14 protein-coding genes are annotated in these 14,974 nt (G+C 67.1%); 2 read left to right on the top strand and 12 right to left on the bottom strand.

Going from position 1 to position 14,974, the window contains the following annotated elements; genetic code table 11:
* Positions 1–34 precede the first annotated feature (34 nt).
* Complete coding sequence (locus tag KIK15_RS15250; protein ID WP_214245543.1) at positions 35–466, top strand: pyridoxamine 5'-phosphate oxidase family protein; 432 nt, start codon at positions 35–37, stop codon at positions 464–466.
* A gap of 2 nt (positions 467–468) precedes the next feature.
* Here the strand turns inward: KIK15_RS15250 and KIK15_RS15245 are convergent, their stop codons facing one another.
* The gene (locus KIK15_RS15245) at positions 469–1,581 is read right to left on the bottom strand and encodes a Xaa-Pro peptidase family protein (protein ID WP_214245542.1); all 1,113 of its coding nucleotides are present in this window, start codon (positions 1,579–1,581) and stop codon (positions 469–471) included.
* 119 nt (positions 1,582–1,700) lie between these two features.
* Here KIK15_RS15245 and KIK15_RS15240 point away from each other — a divergent pair, with 119 nt between their 5' ends.
* On the top strand, positions 1,701–2,654 hold the full coding sequence (locus tag KIK15_RS15240) for a 5'-3' exonuclease (RefSeq protein ID WP_214245678.1): 954 nt from the start codon (positions 1,701–1,703) through the stop codon (positions 2,652–2,654).
* Between the two features lie 16 nt (positions 2,655–2,670).
* Here the strand turns inward: KIK15_RS15240 and KIK15_RS15235 are convergent, their stop codons facing one another.
* From KIK15_RS15235 to dop, 11 genes are all read right to left on the bottom strand, one after another.
* The gene (locus KIK15_RS15235) at positions 2,671–3,465 is read right to left on the bottom strand and encodes a DUF4333 domain-containing protein (RefSeq protein ID WP_214245541.1); all 795 of its coding nucleotides are present in this window, start codon (positions 3,463–3,465) and stop codon (positions 2,671–2,673) included.
* A gap of 166 nt (positions 3,466–3,631) precedes the next feature.
* Entirely contained in the window at positions 3,632–6,511 is a 2,880-nt protein-coding gene (locus KIK15_RS15230; RefSeq protein ID WP_214245540.1) for an RNA helicase, read from the bottom strand.
* Entirely contained in the window at positions 6,498–7,490 is a 993-nt protein-coding gene (gene tatC / locus KIK15_RS15225; RefSeq protein ID WP_214245539.1) for a twin-arginine translocase subunit TatC, read from the bottom strand. Before tatC ends, KIK15_RS15230 begins: the two co-directional genes overlap by 14 nt.
* A gap of 97 nt (positions 7,491–7,587) precedes the next feature.
* Positions 7,588–7,854 carry a Sec-independent protein translocase subunit TatA gene (gene tatA / locus KIK15_RS15220; protein ID WP_214245538.1) on the bottom strand — a complete coding sequence of 89 codons (267 nt, stop codon included), beginning with the start codon at positions 7,852–7,854 and terminating at the stop codon, positions 7,588–7,590.
* Positions 7,855–7,972: 118 nt separating this feature from the next.
* Entirely contained in the window at positions 7,973–8,965 is a 993-nt protein-coding gene (locus KIK15_RS15215) for a YafY family protein (RefSeq protein ID WP_214245537.1), read from the bottom strand.
* Positions 8,962–9,948: a YafY family protein gene (locus tag KIK15_RS15210; protein WP_214245536.1), complete on the bottom strand. Its 987-nt coding sequence runs from the start codon at positions 9,946–9,948 to the stop codon at positions 8,962–8,964. The genes KIK15_RS15215 and KIK15_RS15210 overlap by 4 nt, the downstream gene beginning before the upstream one ends.
* A 25-nt stretch (positions 9,949–9,973) precedes the next feature.
* Positions 9,974–11,332 (bottom strand): Pup--protein ligase, encoded by a 1,359-nt coding sequence (pafA, locus tag KIK15_RS15205; protein WP_214245535.1) that lies wholly within the window; start codon positions 11,330–11,332, stop codon positions 9,974–9,976.
* Between the two features lie 49 nt (positions 11,333–11,381).
* Positions 11,382–12,230 carry a proteasome subunit alpha gene (gene prcA / locus KIK15_RS15200; RefSeq protein WP_214245534.1) on the bottom strand — a complete coding sequence of 283 codons (849 nt, stop codon included), beginning with the start codon at positions 12,228–12,230 and terminating at the stop codon, positions 11,382–11,384.
* Positions 12,227–13,090: a proteasome subunit beta gene (prcB, locus tag KIK15_RS15195; RefSeq protein WP_214245533.1), complete on the bottom strand. Its 864-nt coding sequence runs from the start codon at positions 13,088–13,090 to the stop codon at positions 12,227–12,229. The genes prcA and prcB overlap by 4 nt, the downstream gene beginning before the upstream one ends.
* Positions 13,087–13,281 carry a ubiquitin-like protein Pup gene (locus tag KIK15_RS15190; RefSeq protein ID WP_214245532.1) on the bottom strand — a complete coding sequence of 65 codons (195 nt, stop codon included), beginning with the start codon at positions 13,279–13,281 and terminating at the stop codon, positions 13,087–13,089. Before KIK15_RS15190 ends, prcB begins: the two co-directional genes overlap by 4 nt.
* Positions 13,282–13,392: 111 nt before the next feature.
* A complete protein-coding gene (gene dop, locus KIK15_RS15185; RefSeq protein ID WP_214245531.1) occupies positions 13,393–14,892 on the bottom strand; it encodes a depupylase/deamidase Dop in 1,500 nt (499 codons plus the stop codon).
* Positions 14,893–14,974 lie beyond the last annotated feature (82 nt).

Here is a 14,974-nt window from a genome sequence, read left to right as displayed (position 1 = left end):
TTGTCGCATCGGCGGTGGCGATACCCTCGACCACGTGCCTCGTACCGCCGCTGATCTGACGCCCGCCGCTCTGCAGTTTCTGACTGATCGCCACCTGGCCAGCCTGACCACGATGCGCCGCGATCACACGCCGCATTCGGTGGCCGTCGGCGTCACCTACGACCCCGATCGCACGCTGGCGCGGGTGATCACCTTCGAGGGCAGCCAGAAGGTGCGCAACGCCGAGCGCGGTGGACACGCGGCTGTCACTCAGGTGGACGGTCCGCGCTGGTTGACACTCGAAGGTCCTGTGCGGGTCAGTCGTGACGCCGCCGACATCGCCGAGGCGGTGTCGCGCTACGCCGCTCGCTATCGTCAGCCCAAGGAGAACCCGCGTCGGGTGGTCATCGAGATCGAGGTGACCCGAGTGTTGGGATCACAGTCGCTGTTCACGCCACCCGCACCAGATGACGAGGCGACTGAATAGCCCTACAACTGGGTCAGTCCGTGCGGGCGCCGGTTGACCGACTCGGCACCGTCGGCGGTCACCACCACGATGTCCTCGATGCGCGCACCCCATCGACCTTCGAGATAGATCCCCGGCTCGATGCTGAAGGCCATGCCCGCCTCCAGAACGGTGTCGCCACCGGAAACGATGTAGGGCTCCTCATGAACTGACAACCCGATGCCGTGGCCGGTGCGATGGATGAACCTGTCGCCCAACCCTTCTGCGGTCAACAGATCGCGGGCGGCGGCGTCCACGGCGTGCGCGGTGACCCCGGGAGCGACCATCTCGAATGCGGCCCGCTGAGCCCGTTGCAGGATCTCGATCTGCGCGACGACCTCGGGTCCGGGATCACCGAGACAGTAGGTGCGTGTGGAATCGGAGTTGTACCCCGGCGCCACCGGTCCACCGATGTCGACGACGACGACATCGTTGGCGGTGATCACCCGGTCGGATACCTCGTGATGGGGATCGGCGCCGTTGGGGCCCGAACCGACGATGACGAACTCGGCTCGCGTGTGACCCTCGACGATCATCGCGGCCGCGATGTCGTCGGCCACCTCGCGCTCGGTCCTGCCGACGGCGAGGAACTCGTGCATCCTGGCGTGTACCCGGTCGATCGCAGCACCGGCGCGGCGCAACGCGTCGATCTCGGCGGCGTCCTTGACCATTCGCAGCCGGCGCAGGATCGGGGTGGCCAGCTGCGGAACCACCGGCAGCCGATCGGCCAACGGCAGCAGGTGTAAGGCCGGCAGGGCATCTGACACAGCCGTGACACCGGCACCGATTCCCTTGAGTGCCAACGTGTACGGGTCCTCCCCGTCCACCCAGTCGCGTGTCTCCAGGTCGAGGTCGCCGACCGCCGACGAGCGTAGGGCCGCGAGTTCCATCCGCGGAACCACCACCCACGGGGCTCGGGCAGTCGGGACGACCAGACAGGTCAGGCGCTCGAAGGTGCTTGCCGTCGAGCCGGTGAGGTACTCCAGATCGGGGCCCGGTCCCACGATCACAGCGTCGACGTCGGACTCGCGGGCGAGTTCGGCAACGCGGGCCAGGCGTTCGGAGTACACCGCTGTGGTGAACCGTTGGTCGGTCATGACTCCACCGTAGGTGTTTGGTCACGGCGTTTGCACGTACGCGCGCGCCCATTCTGGTCACGGTCCTGGGTCTGATCGATCACGGTCCTCGCTAGAGTTGGCCCATGACAGCCCCGGTGATGCTGCTCGACGGTGCGAGCCTGTGGTTTCGTGCCTTTCACGGTCTGCCCGAGAAGCTGACCGCGCCCGACGGGCGTCCGGTCAACGCACTGCGCGGATTCCTCGACATGATCGCAGTGCTCGTGGAGCGCGAGCGGCCCCACCGACTGGTGGTGTGCCTCGACCTGGATTGGCGGCCCGCCTTCCGGACCGAACTCATCCCCTCCTACAAAGCCCATCGTGTGGCCGAACTCGTCGGCGGAAGCGACGGTGGGGCGGTCTCGGTGGAAGAGGTTCCCGACACGCTGACCCCGCAGGTCGCGATGATCGCAGATGTGTTGTCCGCGGCGGGCATCGCGTCGGCCGGCGCACCGGGATGTGAGGCCGACGACGTGATCGGCACACTGGCCGACGGAGAGGGCACCGACCCGGTTGTGGTGGTCAGTGGCGATCGGGACCTGCTGCAGGTGGTGTCCGACGACCCGGTTCCCGTCCGGGTGCTCTACGTGGGACGTGGGGTGAATCGCGCGGAGAAGTTCGGTCCCGGTGAGGTGGCCGCGACCTATGGTGTCCCGTCGAAGCGACCAGGAACCGCCTACGCCGAGTTGGCGATGCTGCGCGGCGATCCCTCCGACGGACTGCCCGGCGTCAGCGGGGTGGGTGAGAAGACGGCGTCGAAGTTGTTGCAGCAGTTCGGGACTCTGGCCGAGGTCGAGTCGGCCGCGGCCCAGGGGTCGGACTCGATGACACCACGGATCCGAGCTGCGATCAGCGGTGCCGTCGACTACCTGCAGGCCGCCCGCACAGTCGTGTTCGTGCGCACCGATGCCCCAGTCGAGTTCGATCGTGTCGACGACGTGATGCCCACTGCCCCCGCAGATCCCGACGCGCTGCGCGCACTGGGCAACGAACTCGGTATCGGCTCGTCGTTGAACCGACTCGCCACCGCCCTGCGGTGGGACGAGCGGTTCTGAACGGGCTCGCCGCCGATCAGTTCGCGCTGGGTCGCCCCACCTCGTATGCGCCGTCGTCGTCGAGGAAGGTGACGGTGACCTTCTGCTTGGCGCCGGAGATGGTCACCGAACAGTCGAAGGTGTCGCCCTTCTTCACCTTCTGCCCGCTCGGACAGGAGACCTCGGTGACGTCGGTGGCCTGGTAGTCCTTGGTCAGCACTGACTTCACGCCCGACTCGACGGCAGACTGTGACAGCTTCTTGGTGACCGCGAAGCCGGGGATCCAGAACGCGGTGACGGCCAGCACCGCCACGATGACCGCGACGACACCGGCGCCGATCGAGATCAACAGCGGCTTGCGGTCGCGCAGCGGGCGGTTCATCGAAGCGAACTGATCCTGGCCCGGCCCGCCGAATCCACTCGGCTGCGCAACCCCGAACTGCTGTGCGCCATAGGGGTTTTGGTTGCCGTATCCGCCATAGCCGCCTTGGCCAGAAACGGCCTGGGAGCCATCGGTTGTGGAGTAATCCGGCGTGTAGCCGGTGCCGAAGCCCTGCTGCCCGAACGTCTGCGGCTGCTGTGGGTAGCCCTGCCCGTACCCGTATCCGGCGGCCCCAGACGCATCGGGCTGACCGTACTGACCTGACTGGTCGTAATTGCCCGGGTTGGGTGCAACTCCACCGACGCCCTGCGGCTGGCCCCACGCCTGCGGCGCGGGCGGCTGGTTCCACGGCTGGGCCTGGGTGGGGGCATCAGGCTGCTGGGCCCACGGGTTGGACGTGTAGGTCCCCGGATTCCGGTCACCCTGCTCGGGATTCTGCGGGTCGGTCATCGGTCCTCCGCGGTCGGCACATGACGATCGGCCCACATGTGACGCCGACCTCGTGCGTCGAAGATACCCCACCAGCCGAACCACATCGGTGCGCTGGTCTGGGGTGTCGGATGCTGCCATCGCGTCGAATCGGACGAATCCCGCACGAGCCGTGCGGGATTGCTGCTCATCCCAATTCTGCGGCCACCACTCCGCGTTTGATGCATCCGATGGCCGACTTCGCCGACCGTGCCAGCCGCCCTTCGCCGCCGGTGCACATGCGGATCTGCTCGAGCAGATCAATCACCTGACGCGACCAGCGTACGAAATCGCCGGCCGGAAGCGGCCGGCCCCGTTCGCCCGCCGCAGCCAACGCCTCGCTCAACGACCGGCCCGCGGCCCAGCAGTACATCGCGGTGGCGAAGCCGGCGTCAGGCTCGCGTGTGGGCGAGACCTGATGGCGGTTCTCCAGCGCGGTCAGGGCCCGCCACTGGCGGTGGGTGGCGCCCAACGCATCGCGCAGGGTGGCATTGCCGGTCACCAGGTCGGGACCGGTGTAGGCGTCTCGGCGGGATTCGTAGACCACCGAGGACACCACCGCGGCCAATTCTGGTGGTGCCAGTTCCTCCCACACGCCGGCCCGGATGCATTCGCAGATCAGCAGGTCGCTCTCGCTGTAGACCCGGCTGAGCGTGCGACCGGAGTCGGTCACCGTCACCGTGGCCGACGGCGATGGCGATGCGGGAGCGGCCAACAGGTACCCCAGCTCGGTGAGCACGCCGACGATCCGATCGAACGTGACGGTGAGGGTGGAGGTCCGCTTGTCGACCGCCGAGACCAGCGAGTCGATCTCTCGTATGGCCCGCGTCCGGCGTTCGGCCAGGCGGAACAGTTCGTCGCCGGCGGGTAGGCGATGCGCCGGATGCGCCCGGAGTCGGGCCCGCAGCGACGCCAGTTCACGGTCATCGGCGGCAGCCGCGCGCCGCGACTGTCGACCGCGCGGCATCACGATGCCGGTGTTGCGCAACGACGCAGCCAGATCGCGCCGACCCCGGCCAGTACGCCGGTCGAGCTGTTTGGGCAGACGCATGTCGCCCAGCACCTCAGGTGGGTTCAGGAAGTCGCCACTGCCCACCCGGCCACACCAGGCGTCTTCGCACAGCACCATCGGCATCGGGTCACGCCGATCGGTGGCGGGCTCGAGGACCACCGCCAACCCCCGGTGGCGACCGGCGTGCAGCGCGATGACGTGACCACGTTTGAGTGCGACCAGCTCCTCGACGATGCTGGACTGGGACTGCATACGGCGCGTGAACTTCAACTCGCGTTCACGGGTGCGGATCTCTTCCCGCAACCGCATGTAGCCCAGGAACCCGACGAACGACCCCGATTGCGCGCCCCCGGATCCCGAGCCGTCGGCGGCGGTGTCCCCGGTGCCGGTGGTGTCGGTGCCGAGGTCGCCCGCACCGGGGTCGAGATCGTCGGATTCGATATCGATCCCCAGACGCTCGGCTCGCCCGGTCACCTCGACGTCGATGCGTCGCAGGGCTCGCCGGGCGTTGTCGATCTTGCGGTTCTGACCCACCACCGAACGATCGGTCTGGAACTGCGCGAACGACCGCTCCAACAGCTCCTTGGCCCCGGTCAGACCCAAGCGGCCGATCAGGTTGATCGCCATGTTGTATTCCGGCGCAAAGGAACTGCGCAGCGGGAAGGTGCGCGCCCCGGCCAGTCCCGCCACCCGGGTGGGATCGAGCTCTGGTGTCCACACCACCACGGCGTGACCTTCGACGTCGATGCCGCGACGCCCGGCGCGACCGGTCAGCTGGGTGAACTCTCCCGGGGTGAGGTCGACGTGCGCCTCGCCGTTGTACTTCACCAGCCGTTCCAGGACCACCGACCGCGCGGGCATGTTGATGCCCAGGGCCAGGGTCTCGGTGGCGAACACCGCACGCACCAGGCCGCGTACGAACAACTCCTCGACGGCATGGCGGAACGCGGGCAGCATGCCGGCGTGGTGGGCAGCCAGGCCCCGCATCAATCCTGCCCGCCAACTGTCGACGCGTAACACCTCGCGGTCAGCCGGCCCCAGATCGCCGACGTAGCGGTCGACGATCTCGGCGACGGTGTCGGCCTGATCGGGTTCGAGCAGGTTGAGACCTGACCGCGTGCACTGTTCCAGTGCTGCTTCACATCCCGCACGCGAGAAGATGAACCCGATGGCGGGCAGCAGTCCTTCGCGGTCGAGTCGAGCGATCAGATCAGGTCGTGACACCACTCCCGGTGCGCGCCCACGGTGGGTGGGTCGCCCACGCCCACGGCGCCCGTGCGATCTATCGTGATCGTCGATCACCAACCGCTGCTTGATGAATCGAGTCAGTTCCGGATTGACCTGGGGTCGCTCGTCGGGTCGGGTCCGCCCATCGAAGAGATCGAAGATGCGGTTGCCCACCATCATGTGTTGCCACAGCGGGACGGGACGGTGTTCGTCGACGACGACGGTGGTGTCGCCGCGCACCGTCTGGATCCATTCGCCGAACTCCTCGGCGTTGCTGACCGTGGCCGACAGGCTGACCACGCGCACCTCCGGTTCGAGATGCAAGATGACCTCCTCCCAGACCGCGCCGCGAAAGCGGTCGGCCAGGAAGTGCACCTCGTCCATCACCACGTGGGAGAGTCCCTGCAGGGCAGAGGAATTGGCGTAGATCATGTTGCGGACCACCTCGGTGGTCATCACAACGACGGGCGCGCCGGGGTTGATCGAGCTGTCTCCGGTCAGCAGGCCGATCGAGTCGGGTCCGTGTACGGCGACGAGATCGGCGTACTTCTGGTTGCTCAACGCCTTGATGGGGGTGGTGTAGAAGCATTTCGTACCCGCCGCCAACGCCAGGTGCACCGCGAACTCGCCGACGATGGTCTTGCCCGCGCCGGTGGGCGCGCAGACCAGTACGCCATGACCCTCCTCCAACGCTGCACAGGACCGGCGTTGGAAGTCGTCGAGGGAGAACTCCAGGCGGTCGGTGAAAGCGGCTAGCTGAGGATGGACTTCTGTCTCAGAGGATGTCATCGAACTCGTCTACCCGGCCTGAGCGGGTGGAGCCGGCAGTGGACAGTGGCGAGGCAGCGACCGGTCCCGACGCTCGTACCTGCGACGTCGCCCCGACTGTCGACGGCGTCAGGTTCAACGGCGAGGCCTCATCGTCGGCGATGTCACCCCAGTATTCTCCGTCGCGACGCGCTTTGCGGCGGTCGTGGATCCTGGCGAACTGCACCGCGAACTCGAAGAGAATCGTCATCGCGCCCGCCAGGGCCACCATCGTGAACGGGTCGGACCCGGGCGTGACCACCGCGGCGAACACGAACAGGCCGAAGATCAGTCCTCGGCGCCATGCCTTGAGGCGCGCATAGGTGAGGACCCCGATGAGGTTGAGGGCGACGACCAGCAGCGGTAGTTCGAAGCTGACGCCGAAGATGATCAGTAGGTGCAGGATGAAGCTGAAGTACTGGTCGCCGGCCAACGCGGTCACCTGGACGTTGTCGCCCACCGTGAGCAGGAAGTGGAAAGCCTTGGCGACGACGATGTAGGCCAGGATCGCACCGGAGACGAACAGCAGCGCCGCGGCGCCGGAAAAGTAGCGACCGAAGCGACGTTCGTGTTTGTGCAGGCCCGGGGTGATGAATTGCCACAGTTGGTAAAACCAGATGGGGCAGGCCAGCACGACGCCCGCGGTGAGACCCACCTTGAGGCGCAACATGAACTGGTCGAACGGCCCGGTGGCCAGCAGCCGACATTCATCGTTGGCGGTGATCGTCGCTCGCGCGCTCTCGGGCAGCTGACAGTACGGACCGCGCAGCAGTTCACCGAGGGATTCGACCCGCAAGAAGCCGTGGGAGTACCAGATGAACCCGACGATCGTGGTGAGCAAGATGGCGAACACCGAGATGAGCAGACGAGTCCGAAGCTCGTAGAGATGTTCGACGAGCGACATGGTGCCGTCGGGGTTGAGCTTGCGTTTCCGGCGGCGCGGATCAAACGGGATGCGCACGGTCTGCTCTCGGTTCAGGGTGCGGAGAACTCCAGCGCGGCCAGGTCACCAGGCCGCGCAGACGACGCCGACTGTTGCGGGCGCCGCCGACGTCGACTCAGGCCGAACGCCGCTCACTGTCGGGGACCCCGTCGGTGGTGCGGGCCGCGTCGGTGGGGCTGGGTGCGGGGATCTGTCGGGTCGCGTCGTCGGACGTCGAGGCGTCGGAACGCTTGCCGTCGTTCTGCATCTCCTGCACCTCGCTTTTGAAGATGCGCATCGACCGGCCCAGGCCGCGCGCCGCATCCGGGAGCTTCTTCGATCCGAACAGGATCAGGAACACGATCACCACGACGATGATGTGCCAAGGCTGGATGGCGCCCATGTCTACCTCCGGGGGTTGATTCGTAGTTGATGCTACCGGACCTGGTCGCTGTGACCTCGTCCCGCGGACAGCCCAGACCGCGAGACCCGGCGATCGCTGCTGCAGCACACGTCTGCGGTCACGCAGTGTTGTCGGCGGAGCCGTACGCCTGGAGGGCTTTCGATGAACGGGCGGCGACCTCGGCAGAGATCTCTGGTGAACTCTGCAGCCGGATCTGGCCGCCGAACCCGAGCAGGAAACGGATCAACCATTCGGTCGAGCCGTAGGTCATCGTCGCGATGATCGGCTGTTCAGGCGCGGTGTCGGCCGCTGCCGTCAGCGGCTCGATCAGGTAGTAGTCGATCACCCACGCCACGTCTGGATCGATCTCCAAGGTCACCGTCGGCAACGACGGGTCGGAGTGGAACAGCGCCAGGCTCTCCCCCACCTCGGGGACGGCCGGGACGGTTGCCGGTTCGTCGAGCAACTCGGCGTTCTCGATCCGATCGAGCCGGAACAAGCGGATGGCCTCGGCGTCGCGACACCACGCCTCGAGGTAGCTGAAGGTGTCCACCGACTGGATCCGAACCGGATCGACGGTGCGCTGAGAGACAGCGTCGCGTGAGGCCGAGTAGTACCGGATCCTCAGGGCACGGCGTGAGGTGACCGCATCTCGCACGGTCGCCGAGAAATCCGGTGTCGTTCGGTCGGGCGATACGCCGGACGTGGTGTTCGCCGAGTCGCCTGCGGGGGTCCCGAACGCCTGGTCCACTTTCGCCGCAGCGCGTCGTGCGGCGTCGGTGTCGATGAGACCCGGAACGTCGAGCAACGCGCGCAACGCCATCAGCAGCACCGACGCCTCGGCCGCGGTGAGCCGTAACGGCCGGTCGATACCTGCCGAGAAGGTGACGGTGACGGTGTCGTCGGGTCCGAAGGACAGGTCGATGAGATCGTCGGGGTACCCCCCGGGCAGCCCACACATCCACAGCTGGTCGAGGTCCTTGTCGAGCTGGTCACGGGTCACGCCGAGCTCCTCGGCGGCCCTGCCTTTGTGTACCCCGGGATGTGCCAACAGGTACGGGACCAGTGCCAGCAGGCGGTTGAGCCGGTCAGCGCTCGATCCGCCGCTCATCGCGCGGCTACCAGATCGCGGAGCGCGGCGACGACATGGTCACGCAACTCGTCGGGTTCCAGAACCACTGCATCCTCCCCGGCACCCAAGACCAGTCTGGCGAGCCGCTCCCGCGACCAGGTGTCGAATTCCGCGACGTCGCCAGCCCGACCGGCCCGATCGCCCGGGATGACGCGCGAGGCGATTCGACGCAGCCCCGCCGCCCGATCGGCGGCCAGCCAGATGCGCGCGGGGACGGCATTCTCCTTCTGCTCACTGCGGGAGATGGCGGCGGTGACGATGGCGGTGATGTCGGTGTCGGGGGCGACGACGTCGCCGTCGGAGCCGATCAGCTCCACCGGTTCACCGATACGGGACAGGCGGAAGGTGCGGGTCTCGTCGCGGTCGCGGTCGCGTCCGACGACATACCAACGACCATTGGCGGTGACCACCCGCCAGGGCTCCAGGGTGCGGACAGCCCACGGTTGATTGGAGGCTGAACGGTGTCGGAAGGTGACGGCACGACGGCGGTTCACCGCCGAGAGCAGCGCGTTGAGCACCGATTCTGAACCGATGCCCCGCGGCGAGGAGGCGTGTATGTCGGCCAGGGCGTCGTTGTCGAGGTCCACGCCGGCGGCGCGCAGTTTGAGCAGAGCCGACTGAGCCGCGTTCGCCATCTCGGGGCTGTCCCACAGCGCCGCGGCCATGGCGACTGCGGCGGCCTCGTCGCGGTCGAACTCGATGGGGGGCAGCTCGTAGTCGTCCCGGTTGATCCGGTAGCCATCGCCGGCCGTACCGCCGGGGGTGGTTCCGGTCTCCAATGGGATGCCGAGCTCACGAAGGTCGGCCTTGTCGCGCTCGAACATCCGGTTGAAAGCTGCCCCGGGCGCGGACTCCCCGTACCCGGCGACACTGGACCGAATCTGTTCGGCGGAGATGAACTGGCGGGTGGAGAGCAGGCAGATGACCAGGTTCAGCTGCCGTTCCACTTTGCTGATGCTCACGGACAAAAGACTAGGCCAGCAACTGCTACATCGAGGCGATCAACCGATCGACGCGCTCATCGACATTGCGAAAGGGGTCCTTGCACAGCACTGTTCGCTGGGCCTGGTCGTTGAGTTTGAGATGCACCCAGTCGACCGTGAAGTCGCGGCCCGCCTTCTGCGCGGCGGCGATGAAGTCGCCCCGCAGTTTGGCGCGGGTGGTCTGCGGCGGTTCGTCGACGGCGGCCTTGATCTTCTCGTCGGTGGTCACGCGCGCGACGAGCCCCTTGCGCGACAGCACATCGAACACCCCACGACCCCGCTTGATGTCGTGATACGCGAGGTCGAGCTGGGCGATCTTCGGGTCCGACAGATCCATCGAGTACTTCTCGACGTAGCGGTCGAACAGTTTGCGCTTGATCACCCAGTCGATCTCGGTGTCGACCGACGAGTAGTCCTGGGTCTCCACCGCATCCAGCATCCGACCCCACAGATCGACCACGCGGTCCATCTCCGGATCGGGTCGACGGTTACGCAGGTGTTCGACGGCGCGCGAATGGTATTCGCGCTGGATGTCCAGCGCGCTGGCCTGGCGTCCACCGGCCAGGCGTACCGGGCGCCGTCCGGTGGTGTCGTGGCTGACCTCTCGGATGGCACGGATGGGGTTGTCCAGGGCAAAGTCTTTGAACGGCACGCCGGCCTCGATCATCTCCAACACCAGTGCGGCTGAACCGACCTTGAGCAGAGTGGTGGTCTCGGCCATGTTCGAGTCGCCGACGATGACGTGCAGGCGGCGGTACTTCTCGGCGTCGGCGTGCGGCTCGTCGCGTGTGTTGATGATGGGGCGCGAGCGCGTGGTGGCCGAGGAGACACCCTCCCAGATGTGTTCAGCGCGCTGCGAGAGGCAGTAGGTGGCAGCCTTCGGGGTCTGCAGCACCTTGCCGGCGCCGCAGATGAGTTGGCGGGTGACCAGGAACGGCAGCAGCACATCAGAGATTCGGGAGAACTCGCCCGCCCGCACGACCAGGTAGTTCTCGTGGCAGCCGTAGGAGTTGCCTGCCGAATCGGTGTTGTTCTTGAACAGGTAAATGTCGCCGCCGATGCCCTCGTCGGCCAGGCGCCGCTCGGCGTCGATGAGCAGTTCCTCGAGGACCAGCTCACCCGCGCGATCGTGTTCGATCAACTGCACCAGGCTGTCGCACTCGGCGGTCGCGTACTCCGGATGCGAGCCGACATCGAGGTAGAGCCGAGCGCCGTTCTGCAAGAAGACGTTCGACGAACGCCCCCACGACACGACGCGACGGAACAGATACCGCGCCACCTCGTCGGGACTGAGCCGACGGTGCCCATGAAAGGTGCAGGTCACACCGAACTCGGTCTCGATTCCCATGATTCGTCGGTCCACACCCCAACCCTACCGGTGGGGCGGGACGGGACCGGACAACGTGACCGACTCAGCCGGCGTCGTCGAGGGGTCCCGGCGAGGGGTCGGTGGACGCCGAGGTCTCACCGGACGGGGGCGAGTCGGCCCCGTTCTGCGCGCTGCTGTCCTCGCCTGCAGGGTGCTCGGGCTCCACCTGCTCGGGTAGCAACTCGGTCAGTGTTTCGGCGCTGAGCCGCCGGAACGCACGCCGTGGACGGTTGCGATCGAGGATGGCGACCTCGAGGTCACCGGCGCTGAGAACCCGTGGTTCGGCGGCTGCGGCAGTGCTCGACCCGTTGGGCGTAGGCGGCGTGCCCAGTGCGGCGACGGCTGCGGTCAATGCGGTCTTCAGATCGGCACCCTCGGTGTAGGTCTCACCCATCGCGGTGGCGATCGACTCGGTCGCCCCACCCATCACGAGGAAGCGGGTCTCGTCGTTGATCGACCCGTCGTAGGTGATCCGATACAGCGTCGACGGACGCGTCGACCCGGCTCGTCCGACCTCGCCGACGCACAGCTCCACCTCGTAGGGCTTGGGCTGCTCGGTGAACACCGCACCGAGCGTGTTGGCGTAGGCGTTGGCCAACGACAGCCCGCTCACGTCGGCCCGGTCGTAGCTGTAACCGCGCATGTCGGCGTGTCGGATCCCGGCCTTGCGCAGGCTCTCGAACTCGTTGTACTTGCCGACGGCCGCGAAACCGATGCGATCGTAGATCTCACTGATCTTGCGCAGGGTGTTCGACGGGTTCTCGGCCACGAAAAGGACCCCGTCGGCGTAGGTCAAGGCGATGACGCTGCGGCCCCGGGCAATTCCCTTACGGGCGAGTTCCGAGCGATCGCGCATGATCTGCTCGGCACTGGCGTAGTACGGGAATGTCATGGCTGCGTCCTGCCCCTCATGGTCCTGCCCTCTGTGGTCCGGCCGGCGGAGGCCTCGTACGCGGCGGTCCGGTCGGCGATCACCGCGCGCGCGGCGGTCTCGATCCGATCGGCGGTGACCTCCTGCGCGCCGTCGGCGTCGATGATCACCGCAGTCGGGTAGATGCCACGGGCCATGTCAGGTCCCCCGGTGGCCGAGTCGTCGTCGGCGGCGTCGTAGAGCGACTCCACCGCGATGCGCACCGCTGCATCGGCGTCGAGGTCGTCACGCCACAACTTCTTGAGGGCAGACTTGGCGAACACCGACCCCGACCCGATCGCCTGGAAACCACCGAACTCCTCGTGGCGGTCTCCGGCGATGTCGAAGGAGAAGATGCGTCCAGCGCGGCGGGGGTCGGATGCGTCGGTGTCGTACCCGACCAGCATCGGCAGCGCCGCCAAGCCCTGCATGGCTGCGCCGAGGTTGGAACGGACCATCCCGGCGAGCCGATTCACCTTGCCGTCCAACGTCAGTGGGACACCCTCGATCTTCTCGTAATGTTCGAGCTCGACGGCGAACAGTCGCACCATCTCCACCGCGATCCCAGCTGTCCCGGCGATGCCGGCCGCCGAGTAGTCGTCGGTGACGAAGACCTTGCGGATGTCACGGCTGGCGATCATGTTGCCCGCCGTGGCGCGGCGGTCACCGGCGATGAGCACGCCGCCGGGAAAGCTCACCGCCACGATGGTGGTGCCGTGGGGGATGTTCTCGGCGCCGGTCACCTCGACCGCCGGATCGGGAAGCAGTTCGGGAGCGTGCCGGCGCAGGTAGTCGGAAAAGGAGGACAGATCACGACCGAGCGAGGTGACGTGGTCGCTCACTGGCCGCCTTTCTGGACGTAGGCGCGCACGAAGTCCTCGGCGTTCTCCTCGAGCACGTCGTCGATCTCGTCGAGCAGGTCATCGGTGTCCTCGGCGATCTTCTCTCGCCGCTCCTGGCCCGCGCTGGTGTCCGGGCCCGAGCCGGAGTCGTCGTCTCCGCCGCCACTACGCCGTGTCTGTTCCTGCGCCATCGGTGTCTCCTTCAACGAGCGATCTCACCCCGGGTGTCCGGGACGAGGTCCGTAGGAACACCCTACCGGCAGGGTCTGGCGCGGTGCGGGTCCGCCGACGTCGGCGAGGGGTCAGGTGGTGAGCTGATCGACCAGTTCTGCGGCCGAATCGACCGAGTCCAGCAACGCGCCGACGTGAGCCTTGCTGCCGCGCAGGGGTTCCAGGGTCGGGATGCGCACCAGCGAGTCGCCACCGAGGTCGAAGATCACCGAATCCCAACTGGCTGCGGCGATGTCGGCGCCGAAACGGCGCAGACACTCACCCCGGAAGTAGGCGCGGGTGTTCTCCGGCGGCGTGGAGATGGCCTGGGAGACCTGCGCCTCGGTGGTCATCCGCTGCATCGAGCCGCGCGCCACCAGCCGGTTGTACAGGCCCTTGTCGAGGCGCACGTCGGAGTACTGCAGGTCGACCAGCTGCAGCCGCGGGGCCGACCACGCCAGACCCTCCCGATTGCGAAACCCTTCCAGGATCCGAAGTTTCGCCGGCCAGTCCAGTAGGTCCGAACACTCCATCGGGTCGCGATCCAACTTGTCGAGGACGTCGATCCAGGTGTCCAGCACATGCTGGGCCCGCGCATCGTCCACCCCGCGCTCGGCGTGGAACCGGGCGCACCGTTCGTGGTAGACGCGCTGCAGGGCGATCGCGGTCATCTCCCTACCGTCGGCCAGTGCCACCGCGACCGCCAGGGTGGGGTCGTGGCTGATCTGGTGCACCGCATGCACCGGTCGGGCCAACTCAAGATCGGCGAAGTCGATCCCGGCCTCGATCAGGTCGAGGACCAGGGACGTGGTGCCCACCTTCAGGTAGGTGGCTGTCTCGGCCAGGTTGGCGTCGCCGATGATGACGTGCAGGCGGCGGTAGCGGTCGGGATCGGCGTGCGGCTCGTCGCGGGTGTTGATGATGCCGCGCTTGAGCGTGGTCTCCAGGCCCACCTCGACCTCGATGTAGTCCGCGCGCTGGGACAGCTGGAACCCGGCGTCGTCGCCGGACGGTCCGATGCCCACCCGTCCGGAGCCGGTGAACACCTGGCGGCTGGCGAAAAACGGTGTGAGACCGGTGATCACGGAGGTGAACGGGGTCTCGCGAGCCATCAGGTAGTTCTCGTGGGTGCCGTATGAGGCGCCTTTGCCGTCGATGTTGTTCTTGTACAGCTGCAGTTTCGGGGCGCCGGGCACGCTGGCGACGTGGCGCGCGGCGGCCTCCATCACCCGTTCGCCGGCCTTGTCCCAGATGACTGCGTCCAGCGGATCGGTCACCTCGGGGGCCGAGTACTCGGGGTGGGCGTGATCGACATAGAGCCGGGCACCGTTGGTGAGGATCATGTTCGCCGCACCCACCTCGTCGGCGTCGATGATCGGTGCCGGACCCGAACTGCGGCCCAGATCGAATCCGCGCGCATCGCGCATCGGGGACTCCACCTCGTAGTCCCACCGAGTGCGTTTGGCTCGCGGTACCCCGGCCGCGGCGGCGTAGGCGAGGACGGCCTGAGTCGACGTCATGATCGGGTTCGCCCCCGACTCCCCTGGCGCCGAAATCCCGTACTCGACCTCTGTCCCGATGATCCGCTGCATCCCACGAGCCTAGAGGCACCGACACCGGGCGGGTCGCGACGACCCACCCGGCGCGGTGTGCTCGGTGTCGCCGAGCCGCTCG

The sequence above is a fragment of the Williamsia sp. CHRR-6 genome (assembly GCF_018474015.1).
GTDB lineage: Bacteria > Actinomycetota > Actinomycetes > Mycobacteriales > Mycobacteriaceae > Williamsia_A.
This window is presented reverse-complemented; position numbering and strand designations above follow the sequence as displayed.